The following is a 25933-nucleotide window of genomic DNA, read 5'->3' as shown; positions in this document are numbered from 1 at the left end:
CCGATTTGAACAAAGAGTGAGAAACCGTATGTCCCGATACTTGCCCATATTGCTGGTCCAGGCGCCTTCACGGCGCCCGGGGACGGACGCCAGCCTGGATGGATTCGAGCACGAGATCGCCACCCACCTGAGCGACTTCGGGCCGGGGTTTGAGCCCAGGCGCATGGTGGTCTATCCCGAGCTGCATCTGTGCGCGGCGGAAGGCACACCGGAGGAGCGCACCGCATTGCTGGAGAGCATCGCCGAGCCGCTCAACGGATCGCGCATTCGCCGCCTGGGGGCGATCGCCGCCAGGCTGGGCGTGTGGCTGTTGCCGGGCACCATCTGCGAGCGCGGCGAGGACGGCCACCTCTACAACACGGCGCCGGTGTTCTCACCGGACGGCGAGCTGGTGGCGGCGTACCGCAAGTGCTTCCCCTGGCGCCCGTTCGAACCCTACCGGCCGGGCAAGCGCTTCGAGGTGTTCGAGGTGCCCGGCGTGGGCCGGGTGGGTCTGGCGGTCTGCTACGACATCTGGTTCCCGGAAGTCTCGCGCCAGTTGGCGTGGATGGGGGCCGAGGTAATCATCAACCAGGCCGCGACCACTACCTGCGACCGGGCCCAGGAACAGGTGCTGGTCAAGGCCAACGCCATCTTCAACCAGGTGTTCGTGGTCAGCGCCAATGTGGCCGAGCCCACCGGCGTCGGCCAAAGCCTGATCGTGGACCCGGAGGGCCGGGAGCGGGCCGCCATGAGTGGCGCGTCCGCCGGCATCCTTACCGACGTGCTCAATCTGGAAGAGGTGGAACGGGTCAGGACCTTCGGCACCGCCGGCCTCAACCGCGTCTGGTCTCAGTTCCGCACGGACGATCCGGTGCTGGAGCTGCCCATGTACGAGGGCCGTCTGGACCCGCGACGATTGAGCTGATCCCTTCCTGTCCCCGGTTCGTTAGCGAACCGCTTTCGGGGCGTGTCTGGCCTGGGCCAGCGCGCCCTTTTTTGTGGGCGCTCGGCGAGTATGGGCCGGGTCAACGGGGCTGGGATACGGATGGCCGGGTAGGATAGGGGCGTTGGTTTGCGGCAGGTCAGATGGCGGTGGCGCGCACAAGAAAGGGCGCACGAATAAAAGAAGGGCCCTGAGGCCCTTCGTTGTGGTGCTGTGACGAGGTGGTCGTTTCCTCATCCAGCCAGTCTTCGAAGGCGTCCAGCGCCTGGCGTGTATCCTGGCGTGGACGCTGTTTGAGTTTGGCGACCCGGTGCGGGCCGCCCTTGCGCATCAGCGGGTTCGTGGCCGCCCAGTTGCGCATGGGTTTGGGGCCTTTGGCCATGTTTTTTTCTCCTTGCTGTGGATGTTGCCGGAGTAGCCGGCGGGTCGCCGGAGCGACCATAAAAAAACCCTGGTGAACAGGGTCCACCAGGGTTTCGTCGTGCTTGCACGCACCGCGCCGGAAGACCTTATGCCTTCCAGCCACAAAAGGAGGAAGGCGATATCAGTAACGGGATACCTGTGTCCGTTGTTTCATGGTGAGCTCCTTTTCTGTGGGCGCCCGGGGCGCCGCTGCACGGTACGTGCGTGAATTTGGATGGCGATCATACGTCTTCGATCGGGTGTTTGCCAGATTATTTGCTGGAGAGGGGCGGGGCATCGCTGCGCTCCGGCACATCACATAGAAGGTGACTCGCCGCTGAAACAAAAAACTGGCATGGATCTGGTATAAATCAGGTCGGTGTGGCGCCAGGATAGACAGGTCTTTGATCGCGATGGGTGCCCGCTATGATTTGATCGCAACACTTGATATCAATGCCTGATACCCACTCTCGATAACAACAAGAGCAGAAAACTCGGCGATACACCATTCACTGTGAGGGAACGCGTGAACGATGGATAGAGCTACCGGCATCACTTCGAGGGCCCGGACCCTTGGCAAGCGTCTGGTCCTGCGCGCCAACCATGCGCTGGGAAATTACCGCGATGCGGTCTGGCTGATCGGCGATGGGCGTAGCGGCACCACCTGGGTGTCCGACCTGATCAACCACGACCGTGGCTACCGGGAGATGTTCGAGCCGTTCCATCCGCAGCTGGCGCAGGGGGCCGGCACCTTTACGCCGCACCTGTACGTGCGCGGCGGGGAGATGAACGACGAACTCCGGAATCTGGCCCGGACCATCCTCAGCGGCCGGCTGTGCGACCAGCGGGTGGATGTCGCCAACAAAGCGTTCTTCTACCGTGGCCTGCTGGTTAAGGACATCTTCGCCAATCTGATGTGCCATGCGGTGTGCCGGGAGCTGGACTGGGTCAAACCGGTGCTGCTGATCCGTAATCCCTTTGCCGTGGCCCAGTCCAAGGCACGTAAGAAGGACTGGTACTGGGCGTCCGAACCTATGGATTTGCTCAAGCAGCCGGCGCTGTACGAGGATTTCCTGGCACCCTACGAAGACCTGATTCGCCGCACCAGTGCGCGGAGCGACCTGTTGCTCAACCACATCCTCATCTGGTCGATCATCAACACGGTGCCCCTGCGCCAGTTCGCACCGCAGGATATCTACGTCAGTTTCTATGAGAGCATCTACGCCGAGCCCAACCGGGAAGTGTCCCGGCTATTCGGTTTCCTGCAGGGGCAGCCGGACTACCGCATCGAACTCGACCAGGCGCTGATCAACCGACCCAGCCGGGTGGTGCGTAATGAAACCAGCCTGGCGTCCGGGTCCTCACCGGTGACGTCGTGGAAGGACGATATCGAGCCGCGGCTGATTGACGAGGGGCTGTCCATTCTCGAACAGTTCGGGCTGGCGTCGCTCTATGACGAGGATGGCATGCCGGACAAGCGCGTGCTTGCGAGCCTGCAATCGCCGGCCTGAAGCGGGTTTCAGTTTCCGGAACTCGTGTCAGGTGATGCAGGGGACAGGGCGTGCCGCCGTCGGCGGGAGGAAAGGTTATTCCGGGGCGGGCTGGGCGATGGTCGCCTGGCTCGCCCCGTCTTCTTCTAACGCGGTGTCGGTATGGGTACAAGCCCGGTGATGAATCATGAGCGTGGGCTTGAAGTGTCCCCGGAATCCAGTCGCTTATGCGGCGAGCTGCGATCTACCGACGTGGGGACGGTGTCGGCCGTGAGGCCGCGTTCCGGTGGTGCTTAGTGGAACTTCCAGAACGGTGTGCTCAGGCGCTCTTCGGCTTCGGCGCGGGAGTAGCCCACGTCCAGCAGCAGGCGCTCGTCCATACGGCCGACCATGTAAGCGAAGTCGCGCTTCTTCTTCCATTTGTTGAATACGCTGAATACGGATTTCATAACGTCATCTCCAGTAGAGGGGTTAATTGATGATGACAATATGATAGGTCCCGAACTGTTTTCGGGGAATACAAGGAAACCCGTATTCGTCAATGAATTTAATGACTTACGGAGGTAAAGCGGGAGGTCGAAGTTTTCTATTATCCAGTTTTTGGACGATAATTCGCCATTCGTAGAAACCCGAATCCACCCTTCCGGGGGGGCAAAAGAGGGATAGGGAATTACCGTAGCGCAGCGAATCAGCCTAGTCGGTATGCACCTGCAGCGTGGCTGGTTCGCCAGTGATACCGGAGCGATAGCGCAGCAGCAGATTGTGATAGCGCGGGGTCTGACGGAAGCGGTCGAGGGTGGTGCGCAGGGCTTGCTGTTGCTGGAGCATTGGAGAGCGCCGGGATACGGCGATCCAGGCGGGTTTGCCGGGTACCGTGTAGGGCGAGACGTGGACATCCAGTCCTTCCCGGTCGATGAGTTGCAGGCCCATCAGCTCCGGCGCGATGACCACGTCCACATGGTCCATGGCCAGCATCTGCATCAGGTTTCGATAGCGCGTGGCGGGGGCCTTGTCCAGGGTGTCATCACGGTCGAACCGGGGAAAGTGGGCGCTGCCGCGCAGCATGCCGATCGTCTTGCCGGCGAGGTCACCGTATTCGGTGATGCGGTTTTCCGGTTGCTGATAGAAGAACAGCCGCTGCTCCGCCGGAAAAGCCTGAGCCACGTAGGCCATGTAGGTTTCCCGCTCGGGCGTCCGGACCGGCCCGAGCATCACGTCCACCTGGCCGTCCTCCATCAGTTTCAGCAGCCGGCGGAAGGGCGCTTCCCGATAGACAATTTCCCAGTCCAACTGACGTCCGATCTCGTTGAACACGTCGATATAGAAGCCGCCGATGTGCCCATCTTCGATGATCCGATAGGGCGGCGCGTGATTGACGCCCACCACCACGCGTTGCCTGTCCGCCTGGGCGGTCAGTGACGTCAGGATCAGACAGATCGTCAGCAGAAGGCGCATGGGTATTGTCGGATTCGAGGGAGTGTATGAATGGCGGCTGAGTGAATGACAAGTCGGGACGTTGAATCGGCATACAGTATAGCGGCCATGGTGGGTGGACAATGTCAGATCTTGTCAGGCGGCATACGCAATTGGACGTATGCCTGCTGGTAGGGGCGCTCGTCATCGATAGCCGGCAATGACCGCATCCAGCGTCGCCGGTGACAGAGTCTCGCGGGCCAGGCCGGTGGATTGCACCGCCAGGGCGCCGCACGCGGCCGCGAGCTGCAGGCAGCGGGCCGGGGAGTCGCCGCGCAGGTGTCCATAAAGGAAGCCGCTGAAAAAGGCGTCGCCGGCACCGTTGGTATCGACGACCTGTGGAACCGCGAACGCCGGCTGCTCAAGCCATCGACCGTCACGATCCAGCAGCGTTGCGCCCTGGCTGCCATGGGTGCACACGACCATCGACTTGCCCTGATCCATCTGCGCCCGCATGAACGCCCTGTAGTCGGGCAGGTTGTCGCTGGACAGGAAGATTACATCGGCGGCGTCGATAAAGGTCCGGTGGTGAGGGTTGCGGCCGTCGTAGTCGTGCAGGTCCGTCCAGATGGGCGTGCCGCTGTTCCGGGCCAGCTCCAGCGCCGGTCGGGCGTAATCGAGGATGTTCACCACCACCAGCGGGCAGCGGGTCATCGCGGCGCGGACCGCTGCCCAGTCGACCCGGTCCGGGGCTGCCGGCGGCTGTACGAACAGCGATATCCGGCGGCCGTGTGGGTCCATGAGGTTGACGTGCTGCTCGGTGGGCGCGTCGGTTTCCTCCACCAGCAGCGTCAGGCCCGTCGCTTCCAGGGCATCTTGAATCGTGCGGCCGGCCTCATCCCGTCCCAGCAGCGTGTGAAGCGTCACCCGTTGCTCCAGTCCGACAAGGTTAAGTGCCTTGCCCGCCCCGGTACTGCCCAGGGCTCGATAGCTCCGGCGGGGCCAGATGGTTTGCGGAACCGGCTGCGGGAGGTCGTCGAGCTGGACGATGGTGTCGAGGGAAGCGCCGCCGATGATCAGGATTGCTTCTTGCATGGCAATAGTCCCAGAAGTGACTGGAAACACCAGTGTAATGCCGTTGCGTTACAAGAAACTCATCCGGAGGGCTACGCCCTGCGGAAGGGGGAGCTTTTTCATGCTTAAATCGTGCCATGCCTGCGATAGCAGGGTGTCAGGGTAAATACGTATAAGCGATTGAAAAGCAGGTTTTTATACCCACTCTATAGATCACCCCTATGGGTCATTTAAGAATTATCAATTTAAAGGGTCTCGGGCTTCCCGTTACCTTACGCATCCGAATCAACTTTTGAGGAGATATTCCAAATGGGCATTGTTAACAGCGAGATCAAGCCGTTTAACGCCACCGCCTTCAAACAGGGCGAGTTCGTTGAGATTTCCGAAGCCGACGTGAAAGGCAAGTGGGCGGTCTTCTTCTTCTACCCGGCTGACTTCACTTTCGTTTGCCCGACTGAGCTGGGCGACGTGGCCGACAAGTACGACGAGCTGCAGAAGCTGGGCGTGGAAGTCTTCTCCGTGTCCACCGACACTCACTTCACTCACAAGGCGTGGCACGACAGCTCCGAAACCATCGGCAAGATCAGCTACTACATGGTTGGCGACCAGACCGGCACCATCACCAACAACTTCGGTGTGATGCGTGAAGGCCAGGGCCTGGCCGACCGCGCTACCTTCCTGATCGATCCGGACGGCGTTATCCAGGCCGTTGAAATCACTGCCGAAGGCATCGGCCGTGACGCTGACGACCTGCTGCGCAAGGTTAAAGCCGCTCAGTACGTTCGCAACAACCCGGGCGAAGTCTGCCCGGCCAAGTGGAAGGAAGGCGAAGAAACGCTGGCTCCTTCCCTGGACCTGGTTGGCAAGATCTAAGTTTCGCCTTCCGGTGAAGCTCTAAAGGAAGGCCCGCACTGCGGGCCTTCTTTGTATAACGGGTGCCTTTGACAAAGTCTGACGCCGGAAACGCCCCATATTGGGGTGCTCCGCCCCGAAATTGGTCGGTTTGCGGTCCATTCCGTGGCCGTTCAGCGACAGGTTTTCTCAGAGGTTCCCGGCAGGAAAAGCGAACGATCGTCATATAGCAACTTGCTATCGGATGTTTAAGCTCAATTAATTTGAGCGTTATCCCTGGCGATCTTATCGTTAGCGCCTATCGAATTCTCGAATTCAATACATTTTGTTGTTCAGGGAATCGCCAGTCCCGAATCGACACACTTAAGGGGAACAGCCTATGTTGGATGCCAATCTGAAGGATCAACTGAAAGCCTACATGGAGAACCTGCGCGAGCCGATCGAGCTGGTTCCTTCTCTGGATGACAGCGCCAAGTCCAAAGAGCTGAAGGAGCTTCTGGAAGAAATCGAGGCGCTGTCCGACAAGATCTCTCTGCGTGAAGACGGCGCCGCCGACGTGCGTCGCCCGTCGTTCGCCATTAACCGTGTGGGCAGCGACATCGGCGTTCGTTTCGCCGGCATCCCCATGGGGCACGAGTTCACGTCACTGGTGCTGGCGCTGCTGCAGGTGGGCGGTCACCCGTCCAAGGCCTCCCAGGAAGTGATCGAGCAGGTGCAGTCACTCGACGGCGACTACGTGTTCGAGACCTACTTTTCCCTGTCCTGCCAGAACTGCCCGGACGTGGTCCAGGCGCTGAACCTGATGAGCGTGCTGAACCCGAAGATCAAGCACACGTCCATCGACGGCGCCCTGTTCCAGGATGAAGTCGAGCAGCGCGAAGTCATGGCGGTGCCGAGTGTCTACCTCAACGGCGAGTCGTTCGGCCAGGGCCGGATGAACCTGGAAGAAATCGCCGCCAAGCTGGATACCAATTCCGACGCCCGCGAAGCCGAGAAGCTGAACCAGAAAGACCCGTTCGAAGTGCTGGTCATCGGTGGCGGTCCGGCAGGCGCTTCCGCTGCGATCTACGCCGCGCGTAAAGGCATTTCCACCGGTGTCGCGGCCGAGCGTTTCGGCGGTCAGGTGGGGGACACCATGGGCATCGAGAACCTGATCTCCGTGCCTTACACCGAAGGCCCCAAACTGGTGGCGGCGATGGAGCAACACGTCAAGGAATACGACGTGGACATCATGAACCTCCAGCGCGCCGAGAAGCTGATTCCGGCCGCCAGCAAAGGCGGAATGCACGAAGTGCGCCTGGCTAATGGCGCGTCGTTGAAGTCCCGCACTCTGGTGCTGTCCACCGGTGCCCGCTGGCGCCAGCTGGGCGTGCCAGGCGAAGACGAGTACCGTAACAAGGGCGTGGCCTACTGCCCGCACTGCGACGGACCGTTGTTCAAAGGCAAGCGCGTGGCCGTCATCGGCGGCGGTAACTCCGGCGTGGAAGCGGCCATCGACCTGGCGGGCATCGTCGGTCACGTGACCCTGATCGAGTTTGGCGCCGAGATGCGCGCGGACGATGTACTGCAGAAGAAACTGCGCAGCCTGCCCAACGTCGAGATCCTGCTGTCCGCCCAAACCACCGAGATCACCGGTGAGAACGGAAAGGTCAGTGGGCTCAGCTACACCGACCGAGAGTCCGGCGAGAGCCACCACGTGTCGCTGGAAGGCGTGTTCGTCCAGATCGGTCTGGTGCCGAACACCGAGTGGCTCAAGGGCGACATCGAGCTGAGCCAGCACGGCGAGATCATCGTCAATGACCGCGGCGAGACGTCCATCCCGGGGGTCTTCGCGGCGGGCGATGCCACCACCGTGCCGTACAAGCAGATTGTGATTTCCATGGGCGAAGGCTCCAAGGCGGCACTGAGCGCCTTCGACTTCCTCATCCGCAACTCTGTTCCTGATGAAGAGGGTGCGGCGGCCTAAACGGCCCCGCGCGCCGGGTGGCCTGACCGCCCGGTTTCCAATAAAGAAAACCCCGTCGTCCGTTGGGCGGCGGGGTTTTTTATCGTTCGGTCCTTCGTTTTGAAATCAGGTATCCGCCTGAATCGCGCCCACAGCCTCCACCACCTGCCGGGAGGCTGACTGGATGGTACTCATCAGTTCGTCGACGGACTGGACCTGTCGCTGACCCTCCTGGGCGACGGACGAGACCTCTTCGACCCGTGCAAGCACGTCGCCGGTCAGGCCCAGGTTCTTCTGGATCACCGCCTCAATCTCCGATGTCGCCTCGCTGGAACGCCGGGCCAGCTGTCGCACCTCGTCGGCCACGACGGCAAAGCCCCGCCCCTGGTCGCCGGCGCGCGCCGCTTCGATGGCCGCGTTCAGCGCCAGCAGGTTGGTCTGGTCGGCGATCTCGGCAATGGTCCCCAGAATGCGTTCGATGCTGCGGGACTGTTCGGTGAGCTGGCGGATGACCTGTTGGGCGTCCTCGGACCGCGCCCGGATCTGCTCCGACGTCGTCAGCGAGCGTTGCAGGGAGGCTTTTGCCTCATTGGATGTGTCCGACGTCTCCCGCGCAATCCGATAGGCCAGGTCAGCGGCTTCAATCGTGCGCTCGCTGAAACGAATGCGCTCGGTGATGTCGCTGGCAAACTTGATCACTTTGGCCACCTGGCCCTGGTCGTCGAGAATCGGGTTGTAGGACGCTTCCAGCCAGATGGTGCGGCCATGAGCGTCGATACGCTCGAATTTCCCTGATTTGAACTCGCCCTGCGCCAGCTCGCCCCAGAAATCCGGGTGGGCCTCAAGGAAGCTGTCGGGGCAGAGCATGCGGTGATGCTGGCCCTGCAGTTGGGCAAGACTGTAGCCCACCGTATCCAGGAAATTCCGGTTGGCGTTCAGGATGGTTCCGTCCGGTTGGAATTCGATAACGGCCATGGACCGGTCGATGGCGTTGAAGACCGCCTGCTGGTCCTGGACCGTGTCGTGCTGCTCGGATACGTCCGCCGCCATCTTGAGAATTTTGTGAACCCGCCCGGCCTGGTCCCTGACCGGGAAGTAGGTGGCCTCCAGCCAGATTTTCCGGCCGTCTTTTGTCAGACGAGGGAAATGACCGCTGTGACTCTGCCCGTTCTGCAGTTCACGCCAGAATCGCTTGTATGCCTCGCTCTGGTGATACTCGCTATCGCAGAAGAGGCGGTGATGCTGGCCCTCGACTTCCGCCCGGCTGTAGCCGACAGTACCCAGGAAATGATCGTTGGCCCGCTGGATAATGCCTTCAGGCGTGAATTCGATAACCGCAACGGCGTCGTCGATGGCGTCGAGGGTGGCGGCCAGATTCTGTTTCTCGGCGGTAAGTCGTTCAACGGACTGCTTGTGGCGGTTGAAGATCATGGGGCTGAATACCGGTGGTGGGAAAATGATCAATTGAGTCAAAGCTGATCATACGTGTGGAGTGGGGCGAGCGCTCACTGACAATCTAAAAACTGTGTAAAACCGTGTAACTATCGCCAGGGGTTGAATCCGGGGGCATGCGGGCGCAGTTCTATAGGACTCACTCAGGACCGGTAAGGAGAGCGGCCATGCGCGTATTGATCGTCGGTGCCAACGGCAAAATCGGGCGCCACCTGTTAGAGTTGATGGCGGAAAGCCCGCACGAGGCCCGGGCCATGGTGCGGGATGCGGACCAGATTCCCCTGATGGAAAAGCTCGGCGCCACCGAAGCGGTTGTGGCTGACCTGGAAGGGGATTGCGGCGAGGCGCTGCGCAGTTGCGACGCGGTCGTCTTCACCGCCGGGTCCGGCCCTCACACCGGTCCGGACAAGACCGTTGACGTGGACCAGAACGGTGCCATGCGAATCGTGGACGCCGCGGCCGCCGCCGGTATCCGCCGTTTTGTCATGGTCAGCGCGATGCGGGCGGACGAGCCCGACAAGGGGCCGGAAAAGATCCGCCACTACCTGCTCGCCAAACAGAAGGCGGATGACCACCTTCGCGCCAGCGGTATGGATTACACCGTCGTGCGGCCGGGCCCGCTGACTGAAGATCCGGCTACTGGACGTATTGAGGTTGGTGACAAGCTCGACCGTACCGGGAAGATCCCGCGCGAGGACGTTGCCGCCGTTCTGCTCGCGACCCTCGACGCGGCCAACACCGAGAACCGGACGTTCGATGTGCTGTCCGGCGAGATACCCGTGGCAGAGGCCGTCGCCGGTCTCTGATCCCGGCTGAACCGTTACCAGAATACTGACCAACAAGGAAAGCGATTAATGTCCGAATCACCTGACGTCCGGGTTGCCCTGATCGGCTATGGCATGGCGGGTTCCGTATTCCACGCGCCTCTGATCGACGCGGCCCGGGGTATGGCCCTGCACGCCGTGGTTACCTCCAGCGAGGAACGGGCAGAGGAGGCCCGCCGGGCCTACCCAGGTGTTACCGTCCATGCCACCCCGGCCCAGCTCTGGCAAAACGCCGATCAGTTTGATCTGGTGGTGGTCGCCTCTCCGAACCGGACCCACAAGCATCTTGCCATGGCGGCCTTGCAGGCTGGCCTGGGGGTGGTGGTGGACAAGCCGCTGGCGGCCTCCGCTGAAGACGCCCGGGAAGTGATTGCCGAAGCTGAAAAGCGCGGCCAGTTCCTCAGCGTGTTCCAGAACCGCCGCTGGGACGGCGACTTCATGACCATCGAGCGCCTGCGTGAAGAGGGCGAACTGGGTGACATCCGTCGCTTCGAATCCCGCTTCGAGCGTTGGCGGCCGGAGCCCAAGGGGGGCTGGCGCCAGTCGGGCGCACCGGGCGAGGCCGGTGGCGTGCTTTACGATCTGGGTGCGCACCTGATCGACCAGGCACTGGTGCTGTTCGGGCCGGTGGCCTCGGTGTACGCGGAGCTGGAACACCGCTATCCGGACGCCGAGGTGGATGACGACACCTTCGTGGCGCTGACTCACCGCAACGGTGTGCGCTCGCACCTGTGGATGAGCAGCGTTGCGGCCCAGTCCGGACCGCGCTTCCGGGTCCTGGGCAGCCGCGCGGCGTATACCAGCTTCGGCATGGACGGACAGGAAAATGCGCTCAAGGCCGGCGCCCGGCCCAACCAGCCGGATTGGCGCGAAGTGGTGGAAGACGGGCAGGGCTATTTGACCGCCGGCTCCGAGGAACGGCCGGTCCACAACGATCCCGGTGCCTATCGCCGCTATTATGAGGCGGTTGCCGTTGCGGTCCAGAATGGCACGCGTCCGCCGGTCAACGCCGCCGATGCCGCGGACGGCCTGGAAATCATCGCCGCCGCCCAGCGATCTTCCGCCGAACGGAAAGTGGTCCACCTTCCCGAGTAGCGAGATGGCCATATGCCGATTCACCTGAAGCGCGCCTACGATGCCCCGGCCCTGGAAGACGGGGTACGCATCCTGGTGGATCGGCTCTGGCCGCGCGGTGTGAGCAAGGACCGGCTGCAACTGGATGACTGGCTCAAATCGGTCGCGCCCAGCGACGATCTGCGCAAAGCCTTCCACCAGGCCGATCTCGACTGGGTGGCCTTCCGGCGTGCTTATCTGTCGGAACTGACAGCGCACCGCGAGACCCTCCGCCCGCTGGCTGAACGATCCCGCCAGCAAACCATCACACTGATCTACAGCGCGTCTCATGACGAGCGCAACAACGCCGTGGTTCTGCGTCAGTACCTGCGCATGCTGGGTGCGCCCGAGTGATTTCGGCCCTGCCTGGGCGGGTTTGAGCTAGGCTTAGACGATGCACCCAGGGTCTGTACGGGCCCGTATTGCCCATTTGCTGCACGGAGCGCGCTGATCATGACCGACGGACGATGCCGGTCCAGGGGACGAGTCCGGTTCATCGGCACCGGCCTTGTCCTGCTGTTTCCCCTGTTTGCCCACGCCTCGTTTTTTGAAACCTACATGGTGGATGAGGAGGACGGCATGTTTGACGTCAGCCGCTACCTGTCCACCCTCCGTTCGGGCTTCCTGCCCGTGCCAACCATCATCACCGAGCCGGCGGTGGGAACGGGGCTCGCCGTCGCCGGTGTCTTCTTCCACGAATCCGAGGCCCAGAAGAAGCAGGACGCCAGCACGCGCCCGCTGCTGCCGGAGAACATCTCGATTGTCGGGCTTGGCGCTACCGAAAACGGCACGCGCGGCCTTGGACTGGGGCATCTGGGATTCTGGAAGCAGGACAGCATCCGCTACCGCGGGTTCCTGCTCTACGGCGACCTGAATCTCGATTTCTACTCGCTGGCGCAGCGCAACCTGGAGCGGCCGGTCAAACTCAACCTGAAAGGCCCTGTGGTGCTCCAGGATCTAAAGTTCCGGGTCGGGGACAGCCACTGGCTGGTGGGCGCGCGCCAGCTTTACCGGGTAGTGAAAACGAACCTCGAGAGTGAGATTACATTGCCGAATCCGGCGCTGGAGGAACGGGTGAACGACTTCCTGGATCAGACCCTGGGTGACCGGCAGACCACGTCCGGCCTGGGTCTGTTGCTGGAATACGACAGTCGCGACAACCCGCTGTACCCGGAAAGCGGTGTCCAGTACTCGGCAAACTACCTCGTGTTCGACGATGCCATCGGCAGCGATGCGGACTACGCCAGCTATCAGTTGGAAGGGCTCAATTACTGGCAGTTATCCGACCGTTTCAACCTGGGATTCCGGGTGCAGTACGACGGCATTCAGGCGTCCGACTCGGAGCGTCTGCCGACCTACGTTGAGCCGTTCATCGACCTGCGCGGCATCGCCAAGAATCGCTATCAGGGCCGGGCCGTGCTGGTGGGGGAGTTGGAACTGACGTGGAAGATGACGCCGCGCTGGAGCGTCAACGGCTTTACCGGCGGCGGCCGGGCCGCCAGCAGCTTCGGTGATCTGCACGACGACGCCGAGTCCGGCAACAGCGTGGGGGGCGGCTTTCGCTACCTGATCGCCCGCCGCTACGGCTTACGCATGGGGCTGGACGTGGCCCGTGGGCCGGAGGACACCGCCGTCTACATTCAGGCCGGTGCCTCCTGGTAGAGGGGGCACTAGTCCTGCCGTTGCAGCGTGTCGGCGAGCTGGCGCAGGTTGTCGGCGCCCTGGATATCGTCCTCGAACAGCGGAACGCGATGCTGCGCCAGGCCGGCCAGCCGCTGGTCGATTTCCTCCAGGTGACGCTGCTGGCGTGCACGGCGGGTGGCCCAGAAGCCGTTGTCGGCGAGGTCTGGTAGCAGCCGGTTGACCACCAGGCCGGCTACGGGGACGGAGGCCTCGGTCAGCGACCGCACGGCGCGCTCGGTTTCCAGGATAGGCAGGCGCTCCGGCGTCAGCACGAACAGGAACGCCGTCTGTTCCGCGTCGTGCAGTACGCGCCGGGTGCGCTGGAACAACCGTTGGCGGGCCAGCAGGGTCTCGGTCAGCTCGCGGCTGCGGTTGTCCATGCCTTCGGTGGCGTTCTCGCTGGGGTCTTTCAGCGGATTGCCGACGCTGCGTCCCGGCGTCAGGTGCGCCAGGGCCTTGCCCAGTTTTTCGGAGCGCTTGTTGTGCTTGAGCAGGCCATCGGTCCAGGCCGCCATCACTTCCGGCAGGCTCAGCAGGCGCAGGGTGTGGCCGGTCGGCGCGGTGTCGAAGATCAGCAGGTCGTAGTCTTTCTGGCTGTCTTCGATCAGCCGGGCAATCCGCTCCAGCAGGGCCGCTTCCTGGGCGCCGGGGGACTGACTGCTCAGGCGCAGCTGGCGTTGCAGCTCGTTGACCTGGTCCGGTCCGACGTAGCGGCGCATCTGGGCGAAGACCCGCTCCAGATAGGTGTCAACCTCGCTGTCCGGGTCGATCTCCAGTGCGCTCAGATTGGGCTGCAGCATGACCGGACGGTCGCCGATGGGGCGATCGAAGGCATCGGCCAGGCTGTGGGCTGGGTCCGTGGAAATCAGCAGGACCCGCTTGCCGGCGTCGGCGGCCGCCACGGCGAGGGCGGCAGACACCGTGGTTTTACCCACGCCGCCTTTACCGCCCACCATCAGCAGGCGCCGGTTTTCAATCAATTCGGGAATATTCAGCATCGAAACCTCAGCAGCAGCGCACGCCATCGAGGGGCGAACGTTCCATGCCCATGCGGGTGTGCCAGTCGTGGAACCGTTCCAGCAGCAGGGGCTGCAGCTCCAGGGTGTACCAGCTCGCCGGGTTGGGCAGGCCCATCATCTCGCCAAACACCAGCAGCATGAACAGGTCGTCTTCGTCACGCTGGGCGCGGGCGATGGCGGCCCGGTAGGGAGCGTTGTAGTACTCGGCGCCGGCGGCGCTGGCGCGCCGGTACCAGTATTTCAGACGGGACAGGGTCTCTTTCATGGAACCCTCCAGGGGTTGGAAGGGGCGGGAGAATCCGTCCCCGCACCGTGACGGGCGGGGACGGTCAGAGTCAGGCGGCGTCGGTCTGCGCCTGCTCCTGTTTCACGCGACGCAGGGACGACACGCATTCCAGTGTAACCAGTATGGCGGCCACCAGCACCACCAGGTCCAGGCCCAGCAGGAACCAGTCACCGGTCTCGTAGAAGCCCTTGAGCTGGAGCAGCAGGGCAAACAGCGTCATGGCCAGCAGGAACACCAGCGGGATCAGGGTGTAGCGGGTCGGTGAACCGCGACGCACCAGCATCACCGTGACGACCAGCAGGGTCAGGCCGGCCAGCAGCTGGTTGGTGGTGCCGAACAGCGGCCAGATCAGCAGGCCGCCGGAACCGTCCGCACCGCCGGCGCCAAAGGCCAGCAGCAGGCAGGTGCCGACCGACAGCAGAGTCGCCGGAGCCGGCTTGGCCATCCATTTGACGCTGTAGATCTCGCCCCATTCCTGGAAGATGTAGCGCTGCAGGCGCAGGCCGGTGTCCATGGTGGTACCGGCGAACAGGGCCGCCATCACCGTCAGCATGGTGCCGGCGACTTCCGCGTCCAGGCCGGTGCCCTGGCTGAGGATGGCGGCGCCGCCGTTGACGAACGCCAGCACGCCGCCCTGGCCGAAGGAGCTGTAGACCGCCTGCCAGTCGGACAGTGACGCAAAGCCGGCGGTGGCGGCGATAATCGCTGCCAGGGCCAGCGCGCCTTCACCGGTGGCGCCGAAGTAGCCGACGAAGCGGGCATCGGTTTCACGACGCAGCTGCTTGGAAGTGGTGCCGGAGGCGACCAGGCCGTGGAAGCCGGAGATGGCGCCACAGGCGATGGTGACGAACAGCAGCGGAATCATCGACGGCGTGCCCTCCGGCACCCCGAAGTTGATCATCGGCGCCACCACGGTCGGGTTGCCGATCAGCACTGCCGCGTAGAGCGCGATCAGGCCGACGAACAGCTGCAGGCCGTTGATGTAGTCACGCGGCTGCAACAGCACCCACACCGGCAGCAGGGAGGCGATGGCGGCGTAGCCGAACAGGATCAGGATCCAGGCGGCGTTGTCGGAAACCGGGCCGATGGTTTCCGGCAGAGACACCGGGACGGACGGGCCGATGTAGATCAGGAAGTAGAGTGCGCCCACACCCAGCAGGGACACCAGTGGCAGGCTCAGCTTGGCGCGGTAGATTAACTGGCCGATGACCAGCGCCACGGCGATCGCGCCCCAGACGGGCACGACCGAACCGGGATTGTTGATCAGCAGCTTGGCGATGACCACGCCGAACACGGCGTTGACCATCAGCAGCACCAGGAAGATTACGATGGTGAAGATCGAGCGCGCGCGAGTGCCGACCACTTCGCCGGTCAGAGTGCCGATGGATTTGGCCTTGTTGCGGACACTGGCCCAGATGGCCCCGAAATCATGGATGCCCGCAAAGAAGATGGTGCCGATGGTGACCCACAGGAAGGCCGGCAGCCAGCCCCAGATGACGGCGATGGCCGGTCCGACGATGGGAGCCGCCCCCGCGACGGAGGTGAAGTGGTGGCCCCAGAGGACGAACTTGTTGGTGGGAACGAAGTCCACACCATCCTCATATTCTTCCGACGGGGTGCGGAATTTCTCGTCGACCTTGTAGATGACTTTGGCGATAAACCGGGAATAGACGAAATAGCCAAAGGCCATTCCCCCCAGACCCAGGACCAGCAGCAAGATGGCACTCATCGTAGGTTCCTGAATTGTTGAAGGTGTTATCCGACAATCGCTGGCGAAGAGCGGTCGGTCAGCTCGGGTGTTGGCGGATGCCGACGGGAACGCCGGACGGTCCTTTTGAGAGGCTGGCCATACTCCGATGCGTGGCAATGGATTTCAATAGGGGCAGGGGTAGGTGGTACTACGTATCAGGGCTTTTACTTACGCTTAAGGATTTGAAATGGAAACGGAAATCGCGCCCCTGGAAGGGTCACCAGGCGGATGACATTGATCAAGTCGAGCGGGCTATTACCGCTGCGGGTCAGTTGGCCCTGCGCTGAAACATTTCCTTACCCAGTCACCACAAAACCCAAAACCGTTGTCGGCGCGTAGTGTTAGGCTACATTGGAAGGTTTCCCCATAGCTAACGGGGTGGTTGCGGAAGCTGGCCGGTGATCTTTCACCGCGCTCCACTGAACTGATTTTGCAATCCCCACTAACGGATGCAGAGCTGGCCGTGGTCAAACTGGACTTGGCAACGCTGATGATACTGACCGTTGGCATTAACGTGCTGATCGGCAGTTTCATGTGGGCGATTTACCGGTTGCGCCGTGAGCAGCTCTGTTTCTGGTACTGGGGGTTGTCCTGTCTGTTGTTCGCCGCCGGCTGCGTGGCCGCCGGTGCCCGGGCCTTTGTCGAGGCGCCCTGGCTGACCGTGGTGATGGCGTACGGCCTGCTGGTTCTGGCTCCGCTTTTCGTACTCTGTGGCCTGGTGCGTTTTGTTGACGGGCGCACCCACACACGAACCGTGCGCGGTCTGTTCTACGGCGTGGCGGCATGTCTGCTGCTGATCGCTGTATTCCGGGAAAGCCCCTATGCACCGCGGCTGTTCACGGCGGCTTACACCGCGGCCATATTTGTCTGCGCCTTTTATCTCACCCGACGGATTCGGCCGGGCAACGCGCTGCCGGTCCGGGCTCTCCAGCTCTTTTTCCTGATCCATTGTGGGATGATGCTGTTGCAGGTCGTGACCTTGACCCGCGCCTGGCAGCTGGGTGCCTCAGTCGATGCCGACCCGGTTCTGGACTCGATCCTGATCAGCCACATCCTGTTGGCCAATGCCACGGCACTGACGTTTCCGTTGCTGGCTTTCGTGCGCTCCGAACAGCACCTGCGCAGCCTGGCCGAAAGCGATGACCTGACCGGCCTTTGCAATCGCCGGTCCTTCCATAAGCGGGGGCAGGCGATGTTTGCGGACGCGGTGCGCCGCCAACGTCCGTTGACGGTGCTGATGGTTGATCTGGATCACTTCAAGACGATTAACGATCGTTGGGGGCATCCGGTCGGAGATGAGGTGCTCTGTTTCATTGCCCGGTTGCTGCGGGAAGAGCTGCGTGAGACGGACATCATCGGCCGTATTGGCGGCGAGGAGTTTGCGGTGGCACTGCCGGACACCACCGAAGACCAGGCCCGCCTGATCTCCGAACGCCTGCGCGAGAAGGTGTTCGAGCGCGGCGCGGAGATCGCCGGCAACCCGATCCAGCTGTCAGCCAGCTTCGGTGGTGTGCATCGCTGCGGCAACCATCGCACGTTCAATGAGTTGCTCATGCAGGCGGACTCCGCCCTCTACGTGGCCAAGGATCAGGGGCGCAATCAGGTGCATTTCAATCCCTGCCGGTCGCTCCCGGCCTGATCGCCCCGTTACGTTGCTGAATCGTGTAAACTACCCTGCAATCCGTAGTCGCCGTAATGGCGTAAATCCCTCCGTTACGGGATAATTGTTTAGCTTGCTATGAAAGGTGCGCGGCTTCCTGAAGGACCCGTACCGACACCCAGGAGGGTGCTGCAAAGCGTCACGATCAAGCACCGTCGCTTTGCAACAACCTCTCGCGCACGTCCGCCCATGCGGTCCGTGCCGACCGAGTCGTCGATGCACCATCGCGGCCTGGTCAAATCCCTTATGTCTTTTGGCAACCGGACTCCAACCCTGATGACGGCCCCTGATTTTGTACCGGGCCCGACTTTCATTCTGGAGTCATGGACCTACGCTAAAAGTGAATCTTATTGTGAATAGGGACGCTACGAATGCTGATTCTTTCATTGATATTCCTGCTGCTGGGGCTGGTACTGCTGGGAGGCGGTATCTGGCTTATCGCGCTGGGAGGAAGCTGGTATTACGCCATTGCCGGCCTCGCCCTGATCGTTGTCGGGGTGACAGCGAAAGGGCGCCGGCGCACGGCCCAGATGCTCTACGCGCTGTTTCTCGCGGGCACCGCCATCTGGGCGCTGTCTGAGTCCGGATACGACTGGTGGCCGCTGGCGACCCGTCTGGGGCTGTTCCTGGTGCTGGCTATCCCGCTGTTGTTCCCGGCCCGCAAAGGCGCACCCAGCGGTGCCATGGTCCTGGTGCCGGTTTGGGTCATCGTAGGGCTGGTGACTGTCGGCAGCCTGGCCTCTAACCCGCATCGCATCGACGGTGAGTTGAACACCGATGTGGTGGTGGACGACGCCAACACCGGAAACGTCCCCGAAGGCAGCTGGCACGCCTATGGCCGCAGCAACATGGGCCAGCGCTTCTCACCGCTCAAGCAGATCACGCCGGACAACATCGACCAGCTTGAAGTCGCCTGGCAGTACCAGACCGGTGACAAGAAGGGCCCCCAGGATGTGGGCGAGACCACCTACGAAGTCACGCCGCTGAAAGTCGGCAACACCCTGTACGTGTGCACCCCTCACAACTGGCTGATCGCGCTGGACGCCGATACCGGCGAGGAGCAGTGGGTCTACGACGCCAAGGTGCCGGCCGAAAGCATGCGCCAGCACCAGACCTGCCGTGGTGTATCCTACCTGCCTCCGGCCAGTGGCGACCCGGATGCCATCGACGTGCAACCGGCCCAGGGCCCGGCGGAAGAACTGGCCAGCGTCCAGTGTGACGCGCAGCTGTTCCTGCCCACCTCCGATGCCCGCCTGCTGGCCATCGATCCGGCCACCGGCGCCCGTTGCAGCAACTTTGCCGACGATGGCTCGCTGGACCTGATGCACAACATGCCGTACAAGCAGTCCGGCTTCTACTACTCCACGTCGCCCCCCGTAGTGGCCAACGGCGTTGTTGTGGTGGGCGGCTCCGTCAACGACAACTACGCGGTCAAGTCACCGTCCGGCGTGATTCGCGCCTACGACGTGAAAACCGGCGAACTCCAGTGGAACTGGGATTCCGGCAACCCGGAAGACACCGCGCCCCTGGGTGAGGATGAGGTCTACACCACCAGCTCCCCGAACATGTGGTCCGTGGCCAGTGCCGATGAAGAGCTGGGCATGATCTACCTGCCGATGGGCAACCGCACGCCGGACCAGCTGGGCATGTACCGCTCTCCGGAAGAAGAGAAGTACGCCACGTCCGTCGTCGCCCTGAGTCTGGAAACCGGCCAGGTGCAGTGGGTCCAGCAGTTCGTGCACCACGATCTGTGGGACATGGATACCCCGGCGCAGCCCGTGCTGTTTGATCGCAAGACCGAAGACGGCGGCACCGAGCCGGCGCTGGCGGTGCCGACCAAGCAGGGCGACGTGTATGTGCTGAACCGCGAGACCGGCGAGCCGATCTTCCCGATCACCGAGAAAGAGGCGCCCCAGGGCACCATCGAGGGTGATCAGGCGTCGCCGACCCAGCCGATCTCCGGCCTGACGTTCCGTCCGCCCACGCTGACCGAGTCGGATATGTGGGGCGCGACACCGATCGACCAGATGCTGTGTCGCATCGACTTCAACTCCCTCAACTACGAAGGCCAGTACACGCCGCCGTCCGAGCAGGGCACCATCGTGTTCCCGGGCAACTTCGGTGTCTTCAACTGGGGCAGCATTGCGGTCGATCCCAAGCGTCAGGTCATGTTCGGCATGCCGCTGTACCTGGCCTTCACCTCCAAGCTGGTTCCCAAAGACGGGGCCGAGCTGGGTGAAACTAACCAGGGCGAGCAGGGCCTGAACGAGAACGCCGGCGCTCCCTACGCCGTTGAAATGAAGCCGTTCCTGTCACCGCTGGGTGTTCCCTGCCAGCAGCCGCCCTGGGGCTATGTCGCGGGCGCGGATCTGCAGACCGGTGAGATCACCTGGAAGCACAAGAACGGTACCGTTGAGGACATGACCGCGCTGCCGCTGCCGCTCAAGATGGGCGTGCCGGGTATCGGTGGTCCGGTGATCACCGACAGTGGCGTGGTGTTCATGGCTGCGTCCGTGGACGATTACATCCGCGGCTACAACCTGAAGACCGGCGAGCAGATCTGGGAATCCCGTCTGCCGGCGGGTGGCCAGGCCACGCCGATGACTTACCTGAACAGCCAGGGCGAGCAGATGGTCGTCCAGGTGGCCGGTGGTCACGGCTCGATCGGCACCACGATTGGCGATTACGTGGTGGCGTATAAACTGAAGCGGTAAATTCGCCTACACTGGGTGGCAACGCCCAGGCATATGGAAAACCCGGCCCTGGCCGGGTTTTCTTTTATGTGAGGAATGACAGGTTATACAGGTGGAGGTAGACGGTTTATGGCGGAAGCAGACAAGGCCGGGGAAGAACTGCCGGTGCCCATTGATGACGGTGCCTGCGATCACCTGCGTAGACGGCGCGTGCCGGCGATGCCGTTGGCCAGTACCGCGGGAGAGAAGGTCGACCTGTCGACTCTGAAAGGCACCTCGGTGGTCTACGTCTACCCTCGCATTGGTCATCCGGACCAGCCACCAGGGCCCGAGTGGGCTGGCATTCCCGGAGCCAAGGGCTGCACGCCGGAGGCTTGCGGATTCCGCAACCATAATCTGGAATGGCGTGCACTGGGTGTCCGCGTGTTCGGGCTGAGCGCGCAGCCGCTGGCCGAGCAGCACGAGGCGCACGAGCGGCTGGGCCTGACCTTTGATCTGCTCAACGACAGCGATCTGGCGTTTGCCACGGCGCTGGAACTGCCCACGTTCGAGTTCAAGGGGCAGACCTATATCCAGCGGCTGACGCTGGTTGTGGAGAAGGGTGTGATTACCAAGGTGTTCTACCCGGTCTTCCCGCCCGGCGAGCACGCTGCGGAGGTGGCCGCGTGGCTGGAAGGCAACCGCTAACAGGCCTGCCGCCATACGGCCAGCCCCGTCCCTGAAGCCCCGATAGGGCGGCGGGATATGGGCGGGCCGGCTCAGTGCTGGCTGTGGTTGATGATCCGGGCCAGTGAGCGGGCGCCCTCGCGCACCTCATCGAAAGCGTGCGAGGCCTCCTGCACCCGTTCGGCACCGGCGCCGGCGTGGTCATTGGCCGCCGCCATCTGCTGGTTCATCTTCTCCGTCAGGTCGCGGTTGGTGTCCACCAGCGCCGTAATTTCCACCGTCGCCTGCTGGGCCCGTGCGGCCAGTTGCCGCACCTCATCGGCCACCACGGCAAAACCGCGCCCGTACTCGCCGGCCCGGGCGGCTTCGATGGCTGCGTTCAGCGCCAGGAGGTTGGTCTGCTCCGAAATGCCGCTGATGCTGCTGACGATGTCGGTGATCTTGCGTGACTGGGCCAGCAGTTGATCCGCCAGTTGTGACGACTCCCCTACCGCCGACGAGATCCGATGCGTGGCGTCCACCGCCGACTGCAGGGTCTCCGAGCCATTGTCGGCGCGGCTGATGGTTTGTTCCGCCGCCACATTGACGGCCTCGGTGATCGACTGCAGGGATTCGGTCTGCTGCACTTTTTCGGTAATGTCGCTGGCGAACTTGATCACCTTGATGACCCGGCCGTCAGCATCGAACACCGGGTTGTAGGTGGCTTCCAGCCACAGATCCTGGCCGGCCCGGTTCTTGCGCTGGAACTGCCCCGAACGGAAGTTGCCGGCGGCCAGCCGGGCCCAGAAATCCGGATTGTCCCGGTAGAACTGGTCGTCGCAGAACATCCGGTGATGCTGGCCCCGGATGTCGTCGAGGGCGTAGCCGGTCGTGGCCAGGAAGTTGTCGTTGGCGGTCAGGATGTGTCCGTCCGGGGTGAACTCGATCACCGCCATGGAACGGTTGAGGGCTTCGAACACGGCGGCATCCGCGCGTCGCTTGTTGGTCGATTCGCTGATGTCCGACGCAAATTTCACCACGCGGACGGTCTGCCCGTGCTGGGTGACCGGGAAATAGTTGGCCTGCAGCCAGATCCGCTGACCGTTCTTGCCCAGGCGCGAGAATTCGCCATTCTGCGGGACGCCCCGGCGCAGTTCGTCCCAGAAGCTCCGGTATTCCTGGCTCTTGACGTAATCACCATCGCAGAACATCGAGTGGTGCCGGCCCAGGACTTCCTCCCGGCTGTAGCCAACCACGTCCAGGAAACGCTCGTTGGCGTCTACGATGATGCCGTCGGTGGTGAATTCGATGACGGCGTTACAGCTTTTTATGGCCTCAATGTAGCTGTCCTGCCAGCCGAGGCGCTCTTCCATGTCGTTATGTTTCTCGAGCAACTTGATCCCGAACATCGGGGCCCCCTCCGTTTATTGTGTCGATCCCTGGAGAGACTCTAGCGGTGGCGCCGCTCAAGCGACAGATGAAAATGAACATTTGTACAATTTTTTACACGATGACATAGGTAACTCGTAAAACGGTAAGTAAACGGCGGGATAATCGTCGAAAAGGAGTCTTTCTTATGCAATCGGGTTATTTGGCGAGCGTCGAGGAGACGAGGGGAAGTGTCGCTTTCTGGATGGGGAGTCGGGCGTTTCGGGCCGTTAAAGAGCGATAAACCCAAAAAAAGGGGGCGTCCAGCCAGGCCGGACGCCCCAAAGCACCGATGACAGATCATCAGCAGATTGAAGAGCAATCAGTCGGAAACCGGGTCCTCTTTCATGGCCGCGTTCATCCGACGGCGCAGGAGGGGGCCGATGATGTACGGCAGGATCAGTCCCAGGCCGGCCACGATCCACAGGCCCAGTGCCAGCGGGCTGGCCCACAGGATGCTCCAGTCGCCGTCGGAGATGACCAGGGCGTGGCCCAGGTTCTTCTCCATTTCCGGCCCCAGCAGCAGACCCAGGATGATCGGCACCATGGGAATCTCCAGCTTGCGCAGGATGAAGCCGGCGATGCCGAAAGCGATCATGAAGTACAGATCGAAGGTGCTGTGGCTGATTGAGTAGATGCCCACGAACGCAACCATGGTGACGATGGGCAGCAGGTACATCGGCGGCACCGACAGCAGCTTCACGAAGAACCCGACCAGCGGGATATTGAGCAGCAGCAGGATCACGTTGCCGATCAGCAGTGCCGCGATCACGCCCCAGACGATGTCCGCGTTCTGGGTGAACATCAGCGGGCCCGGCGTGATGTTGAGGGAGATCAGCATCGCCAGCAGCACGGCGGTGGTGCCGCTGCCCGGAACCCCCAGCGTCAGCATGGGCACCAGCGCGCCGGAAGACGCGCCGTTGTTACCGGCCTCGGGCGCCGCCACACCGCGCGGATCCCCTTCGCCGAACTGGCTGCGTTTGCCCAGGTACTGCTTCTCCAGGGTGTAGCTGATGAAGCTGCCCAGGGACGCCCCCGCGCCGGGTAGGACGCCGGCGATGAAGCCGAGGATGCCGCCGCGGAACATGGTGGGCACCGCCTGCAGGATCTCTTTCGGGCGCAGCATGAGCTTACCCACCTTGATCAGCTTGCGGCCGGCTCCGGCGCGCTGCTCGATGAAGAACAGCAGTTCGGAGATGGCGAACAGGCCGACGATGGCGAGGATGAAGTCGATGCCTTCAAACAGCTCCAGCACGCCGAAGGTGTAGCGCTGGGTGCCGGTGGCGATGTCGATGCCCACGGTGGAAATCATCAGGCCCAGGGTGGCCGCGACGACGGTTTTCATCGGGTTCTTGCCGGTGATGCCGCCGAGGGTGGCGAACGCCAGCATGAACAGCGCGAAGTACTCCGCCGGGCCAAAGGTCAGGGCGAACTTGGCCAGGGCCGGGGCCAGCAGGATCAGGCCGATGGTGCCCACCAGGCTGCCTGCGAACGAGGCGATGGCGGACATGGCCAGGGCCTCGGCCGCCTTGCCTTTCTGGGCCATGGGATAGCCGTCCAGGCAGGTCATCATCGCCGGTTCGTCACCGGGAATATTCAGCAGGATCGAGGAAATCCGGCCGCCGTACATGGCGCCCGCATAGACGGACGTCAGCAGGATCATCGCCGTTTCCGGCGGCAGCCCCAGGGTGAACGCCAGCGGGATCAGGATCGCCACGCCGTTGGCCGGCCCCAGGCCGGGCAGGGCGCCGATCAGGGTGCCGATGAAGGCGCCGAACAGCGCGAACATCAGGTTGGTCGGGGTCAGGGCGACGGCAAAGCCGTCCATCAGAAACTGGACCGTCTCCATTATTCGAACTCCAGGAGTCCGCCGGGCAGACTCAGTTCCAGACCGTAGTTAAACAGCACGAACACCACGACGGCGCCGATCAGGCCGATGACGAAGGCCGACCGCAGCCGCGCGCCCATGCGCCAGCACAGGGTGCCCACCGCCAGGGTGGTGGCGATGACAAAGCCCAGTGGCTCCAGCAGGAAGGCGTAGGCCACCAGGATGGCGATCGACAGCAGGATCTCGGCGGCGGTGCGGCCCATTGGCCACTGGGCATCCGGGTCCGGCTTGACGATCAGGTAGACGCTGGACAGGGCCAGGACGATGGCCAGCAGCGTGGGAAAGGTCTCGGGGCCGACGGTCTCCGTGCCGCCGAAAGGCTCGGGCCACTGTTGGGCGGCCCAGCCATAGGCGACAGCGAGGACGAACAGCCCCAGACCGAGGATACGGTCGCCGCGGGCTGTCATTTCAGCAGCCCTATTTCACGGGACAGTTGCTGGATGTCGTCCACCTGCTTGTGGATGAAGTTGTCGAACTGGTCGGAGTCCGGGTGGAACGGGATCAGGCCGTTCCGCTTCATGACCTTCTTCCACTCGTCGCTGGCGTAGACGGTGTTGATGGCGTCGGTCCAGTAGGCCTTGGCCTCGTCGGAAGCGCCCTTGGGCATGTAGAAGCCGCGCCAGTTCGGGCCGACGGCGTCGATGCCCTGTTCCTTGGCGGTGGGAATGTCGCTCAGCTTGCCGGGCAGGCGCTCATCGGCCAGTACCGCGAGGATGCGGATATCGCCGGATTCCATAAAGCCGGTGGTCTCGGTGACGTCGCCGGTGAAGGCGTCCACCTGGCCACCGACCACCTGGGTCAGGGCTTCGCCACCGTTGTTGTAGGACAGGTAGGGCACGGAAGGCAGCTTATCGACGCCGGCTTCCTTGGCCGTCATCAGCACCTTGAGGTGATCCCAGCCGCCGCGGGCACTGCCGCCGGCGAACTTGACCGAGCGCGGGTTGGCCTTCATGGCGTCCATCAACTGGTTCAGGTTCTGGTACTTGGAATCCTTGCCCACGGCAATGATGCCGTAGTCAGCGCCCAGCGCGCCGACCCATTGCACCATGTCGGCGTTCATGCCCGGGAACTGGTTCTGGGCCAGACGGGTGATGGTGGCGGTGGAGCCGGCCACCAGCAGGGTATCGTCGTCGTTACGCTTGCTGATGGTGTGGGCATAGGCCACGCCACCGCCGGCGCCGGCCATGTTGGTGGTCTGGACGCTGCCCGGCACCAGCTCAAGATCCTGCAGCACGTTACCGACGCTGCGGCAGGTGAAATCCCAGCCGCCGCCGGGATCGGACGGGGCGATACATTCGACTTTTCCGGAAGGCTCCCAGGCCAGGGCGGAAACACTGAACGTGGCCATGGCCACGAAGGACAGGCATCGTTTGATAAGCATCGTTGTCACC

23 protein-coding genes are annotated in these 25933 nt (G+C 62.7%); 11 read left to right on the top strand and 12 right to left on the bottom strand.

Going from position 1 to position 25933, the window contains the following annotated elements:
• The first annotated feature begins 28 nt into the window (after positions 1–28).
• Positions 29–907, top strand: coding sequence for a carbon-nitrogen hydrolase family protein (locus DKK67_RS17975; protein ID WP_111497885.1), 879 nt, complete (start codon positions 29–31; stop codon positions 905–907).
• 157 nt (positions 908–1064) lie between these two features.
• Here DKK67_RS17975 and DKK67_RS17970 read toward each other — a convergent pair whose 3' ends face one another.
• Entirely contained in the window at positions 1065–1307 is a 243-nt protein-coding gene (locus DKK67_RS17970) for a hypothetical protein (RefSeq protein ID WP_111497884.1), read from the bottom strand.
• Between the two features lie 553 nt (positions 1308–1860).
• On the opposite strand from DKK67_RS17970, the gene DKK67_RS17965 reads away from it, so the two are divergent.
• Positions 1861–2838 carry a sulfotransferase domain-containing protein gene (locus DKK67_RS17965; RefSeq protein WP_111497883.1) on the top strand — a complete coding sequence of 326 codons (978 nt, stop codon included), beginning with the start codon at positions 1861–1863 and terminating at the stop codon, positions 2836–2838.
• A 272-nt stretch (positions 2839–3110) separates the two neighbouring features.
• Here the strand turns inward: DKK67_RS17965 and DKK67_RS21755 are convergent, their stop codons facing one another.
• From DKK67_RS21755 to DKK67_RS17955, 3 genes are all read right to left on the bottom strand, one after another.
• Complete coding sequence (locus DKK67_RS21755; RefSeq protein WP_165856840.1) at positions 3111–3266, bottom strand: DUF1127 domain-containing protein; 156 nt, start codon at positions 3264–3266, stop codon at positions 3111–3113.
• 244 nt (positions 3267–3510) lie between these two features.
• A complete protein-coding gene (locus DKK67_RS17960) occupies positions 3511–4272 on the bottom strand; it encodes a substrate-binding periplasmic protein (protein WP_111497882.1) in 762 nt (253 codons plus the stop codon).
• Positions 4273–4434: 162 nt separating this feature from the next.
• Positions 4435–5325, bottom strand: coding sequence for a carbohydrate kinase family protein (locus tag DKK67_RS17955; RefSeq protein ID WP_111497881.1), 891 nt, complete (start codon positions 5323–5325; stop codon positions 4435–4437).
• Positions 5326–5613: 288 nt separating this feature from the next.
• Between DKK67_RS17955 and ahpC the strand changes: the two genes are divergently transcribed.
• Together ahpC and ahpF are read left to right on the top strand one after the other, a co-directional pair.
• Complete coding sequence (gene ahpC / locus DKK67_RS17950; protein WP_111497880.1) at positions 5614–6177, top strand: alkyl hydroperoxide reductase subunit C; 564 nt, start codon at positions 5614–5616, stop codon at positions 6175–6177.
• A gap of 358 nt (positions 6178–6535) precedes the next feature.
• The gene (gene ahpF / locus DKK67_RS17945; protein ID WP_111497879.1) at positions 6536–8122 is read left to right on the top strand and encodes an alkyl hydroperoxide reductase subunit F; all 1587 of its coding nucleotides are present in this window, start codon (positions 6536–6538) and stop codon (positions 8120–8122) included.
• A gap of 105 nt (positions 8123–8227) precedes the next feature.
• On the opposite strand, the gene DKK67_RS17940 is transcribed toward ahpF, so the two are convergent.
• Positions 8228–9574 (bottom strand): methyl-accepting chemotaxis protein, encoded by a 1347-nt coding sequence (locus DKK67_RS17940; RefSeq protein WP_228160699.1) that lies wholly within the window; start codon positions 9572–9574, stop codon positions 8228–8230.
• 146 nt (positions 9575–9720) lie between these two features.
• Here DKK67_RS17940 and DKK67_RS17935 point away from each other — a divergent pair, with 146 nt between their 5' ends.
• The 4 genes from DKK67_RS17935 (at position 9721) to DKK67_RS17920 (ending at position 13152) form a co-directional block, all read left to right on the top strand.
• Entirely contained in the window at positions 9721–10359 is a 639-nt protein-coding gene (locus DKK67_RS17935; protein WP_111497877.1) for an SDR family oxidoreductase, read from the top strand.
• Positions 10360–10407: 48 nt separating this feature from the next.
• Positions 10408–11472, top strand: a complete 1065-nt coding sequence (locus DKK67_RS17930; RefSeq protein WP_111497876.1) for a Gfo/Idh/MocA family oxidoreductase — start codon at positions 10408–10410, stop codon at positions 11470–11472.
• A gap of 12 nt (positions 11473–11484) precedes the next feature.
• Positions 11485–11844, top strand: a complete 360-nt coding sequence (locus DKK67_RS17925; protein WP_111497875.1) for a DUF488 domain-containing protein — start codon at positions 11485–11487, stop codon at positions 11842–11844.
• A 99-nt stretch (positions 11845–11943) separates the two neighbouring features.
• The gene (locus DKK67_RS17920; protein ID WP_111497874.1) at positions 11944–13152 is read left to right on the top strand and encodes a BamA/TamA family outer membrane protein; all 1209 of its coding nucleotides are present in this window, start codon (positions 11944–11946) and stop codon (positions 13150–13152) included.
• 8 nt (positions 13153–13160) lie between these two features.
• Here DKK67_RS17920 and DKK67_RS17915 read toward each other — a convergent pair whose 3' ends face one another.
• From DKK67_RS17915 to DKK67_RS17905, 3 genes are all read right to left on the bottom strand, one after another.
• Complete coding sequence (locus DKK67_RS17915; RefSeq protein ID WP_111497873.1) at positions 13161–14171, bottom strand: ArsA family ATPase; 1011 nt, start codon at positions 14169–14171, stop codon at positions 13161–13163.
• Positions 14172–14178: 7 nt separating this feature from the next.
• The gene (locus tag DKK67_RS17910) at positions 14179–14457 is read right to left on the bottom strand and encodes a cory-CC-star protein (protein ID WP_111497872.1); all 279 of its coding nucleotides are present in this window, start codon (positions 14455–14457) and stop codon (positions 14179–14181) included.
• Between the two features lie 70 nt (positions 14458–14527).
• The gene (locus DKK67_RS17905) at positions 14528–16207 is read right to left on the bottom strand and encodes a carbon starvation CstA family protein (RefSeq protein WP_111497871.1); all 1680 of its coding nucleotides are present in this window, start codon (positions 16205–16207) and stop codon (positions 14528–14530) included.
• A gap of 511 nt (positions 16208–16718) precedes the next feature.
• Here DKK67_RS17905 and DKK67_RS17900 point away from each other — a divergent pair.
• From DKK67_RS17900 to DKK67_RS17890, 3 genes are all read left to right on the top strand, one after another.
• Positions 16719–17867, top strand: coding sequence for a GGDEF domain-containing protein (locus DKK67_RS17900; protein ID WP_111497946.1), 1149 nt, complete (start codon positions 16719–16721; stop codon positions 17865–17867).
• A gap of 392 nt (positions 17868–18259) precedes the next feature.
• A complete protein-coding gene (locus DKK67_RS17895) occupies positions 18260–20602 on the top strand; it encodes a glucose/quinate/shikimate family membrane-bound PQQ-dependent dehydrogenase (RefSeq protein WP_111497870.1) in 2343 nt (780 codons plus the stop codon).
• A 108-nt stretch (positions 20603–20710) separates the two neighbouring features.
• Positions 20711–21268, top strand: a complete 558-nt coding sequence (locus DKK67_RS17890) for a peroxiredoxin (protein ID WP_111497869.1) — start codon at positions 20711–20713, stop codon at positions 21266–21268.
• A gap of 71 nt (positions 21269–21339) precedes the next feature.
• Here the strand turns inward: DKK67_RS17890 and DKK67_RS21960 are convergent, their stop codons facing one another.
• From DKK67_RS21960 to DKK67_RS17870, 4 genes are all read right to left on the bottom strand, one after another.
• Complete coding sequence (locus DKK67_RS21960) at positions 21340–22635, bottom strand: methyl-accepting chemotaxis protein (protein WP_162628869.1); 1296 nt, start codon at positions 22633–22635, stop codon at positions 21340–21342.
• Positions 22636–22976: 341 nt separating this feature from the next.
• Positions 22977–24503: a tripartite tricarboxylate transporter permease gene (locus DKK67_RS17880; RefSeq protein ID WP_111497868.1), complete on the bottom strand. Its 1527-nt coding sequence runs from the start codon at positions 24501–24503 to the stop codon at positions 22977–22979.
• Positions 24503–24949, bottom strand: coding sequence for a tripartite tricarboxylate transporter TctB family protein (locus DKK67_RS17875; RefSeq protein ID WP_111497867.1), 447 nt, complete (start codon positions 24947–24949; stop codon positions 24503–24505). Before DKK67_RS17875 ends, DKK67_RS17880 begins: the two co-directional genes overlap by 1 nt.
• Positions 24946–25923 (bottom strand): Bug family tripartite tricarboxylate transporter substrate binding protein, encoded by a 978-nt coding sequence (locus DKK67_RS17870; RefSeq protein ID WP_111497866.1) that lies wholly within the window; start codon positions 25921–25923, stop codon positions 24946–24948. The genes DKK67_RS17875 and DKK67_RS17870 overlap by 4 nt, the downstream gene beginning before the upstream one ends.
• Between the last annotated feature and the right edge of the window lie 10 nt (positions 25924–25933).

Origin of the sequence: Marinobacter bohaiensis (assembly GCF_003258515.1) — a bacterium.
In the GTDB taxonomy this organism is placed as follows: Bacteria; Pseudomonadota; Gammaproteobacteria; order Pseudomonadales; family Oleiphilaceae; genus Marinobacter_A; species Marinobacter_A bohaiensis.
This window is presented reverse-complemented; position numbering and strand designations above follow the sequence as displayed.

Excerpts from the sequence above, each read along its gene's own strand:
- DKK67_RS17970 (WP_111497884.1), bottom strand. The coding sequence starts at position 1,307 with ATGGCCAAAGGCCCCAAACCCATGCGCAACTGGGCGGCCACGAACCCG.
- DKK67_RS17890 (WP_111497869.1), top strand. The coding sequence starts at position 20,711 with ATGGCGGAAGCAGACAAGGCCGGGGAAGAACTGCCGGTGCCCATTGAT.
- DKK67_RS17870 (WP_111497866.1), bottom strand. The coding sequence starts at position 25,923 with ATGCTTATCAAACGATGCCTGTCCTTCGTGGCCATGGCCACGTTCAGT.
- DKK67_RS17960 (WP_111497882.1), bottom strand. The coding sequence starts at position 4,272 with ATGCGCCTTCTGCTGACGATCTGTCTGATCCTGACGTCACTGACCGCC.
- DKK67_RS17880 (WP_111497868.1), bottom strand. The coding sequence starts at position 24,503 with ATGGAGACGGTCCAGTTTCTGATGGACGGCTTTGCCGTCGCCCTGACC.
- DKK67_RS17895 (WP_111497870.1), top strand. The coding sequence starts at position 18,260 with ATGCTGATTCTTTCATTGATATTCCTGCTGCTGGGGCTGGTACTGCTG.
- ahpF (WP_111497879.1), top strand. The coding sequence starts at position 6,536 with ATGTTGGATGCCAATCTGAAGGATCAACTGAAAGCCTACATGGAGAAC.
- DKK67_RS17925 (WP_111497875.1), top strand. The coding sequence starts at position 11,485 with ATGCCGATTCACCTGAAGCGCGCCTACGATGCCCCGGCCCTGGAAGAC.
- DKK67_RS21755 (WP_165856840.1), bottom strand. The coding sequence starts at position 3,266 with ATGAAATCCGTATTCAGCGTATTCAACAAATGGAAGAAGAAGCGCGAC.
- DKK67_RS17930 (WP_111497876.1), top strand. The coding sequence starts at position 10,408 with ATGTCCGAATCACCTGACGTCCGGGTTGCCCTGATCGGCTATGGCATG.
- ahpC (WP_111497880.1), top strand. The coding sequence starts at position 5,614 with ATGGGCATTGTTAACAGCGAGATCAAGCCGTTTAACGCCACCGCCTTC.
- DKK67_RS17920 (WP_111497874.1), top strand. The coding sequence starts at position 11,944 with ATGACCGACGGACGATGCCGGTCCAGGGGACGAGTCCGGTTCATCGGC.
- DKK67_RS17915 (WP_111497873.1), bottom strand. The coding sequence starts at position 14,171 with ATGCTGAATATTCCCGAATTGATTGAAAACCGGCGCCTGCTGATGGTG.
- DKK67_RS21960 (WP_162628869.1), bottom strand. The coding sequence starts at position 22,635 with ATGTTCGGGATCAAGTTGCTCGAGAAACATAACGACATGGAAGAGCGC.
- DKK67_RS17900 (WP_111497946.1), top strand. The coding sequence starts at position 16,719 with ATGATACTGACCGTTGGCATTAACGTGCTGATCGGCAGTTTCATGTGG.
- DKK67_RS17955 (WP_111497881.1), bottom strand. The coding sequence starts at position 5,325 with ATGCAAGAAGCAATCCTGATCATCGGCGGCGCTTCCCTCGACACCATC.
- DKK67_RS17875 (WP_111497867.1), bottom strand. The coding sequence starts at position 24,949 with ATGACAGCCCGCGGCGACCGTATCCTCGGTCTGGGGCTGTTCGTCCTC.
- DKK67_RS17975 (WP_111497885.1), top strand. The coding sequence starts at position 29 with ATGTCCCGATACTTGCCCATATTGCTGGTCCAGGCGCCTTCACGGCGC.
- DKK67_RS17905 (WP_111497871.1), bottom strand. The coding sequence starts at position 16,207 with ATGAGTGCCATCTTGCTGCTGGTCCTGGGTCTGGGGGGAATGGCCTTT.
- DKK67_RS17965 (WP_111497883.1), top strand. The coding sequence starts at position 1,861 with ATGGATAGAGCTACCGGCATCACTTCGAGGGCCCGGACCCTTGGCAAG.
- DKK67_RS17935 (WP_111497877.1), top strand. The coding sequence starts at position 9,721 with ATGCGCGTATTGATCGTCGGTGCCAACGGCAAAATCGGGCGCCACCTG.
- DKK67_RS17910 (WP_111497872.1), bottom strand. The coding sequence starts at position 14,457 with ATGAAAGAGACCCTGTCCCGTCTGAAATACTGGTACCGGCGCGCCAGC.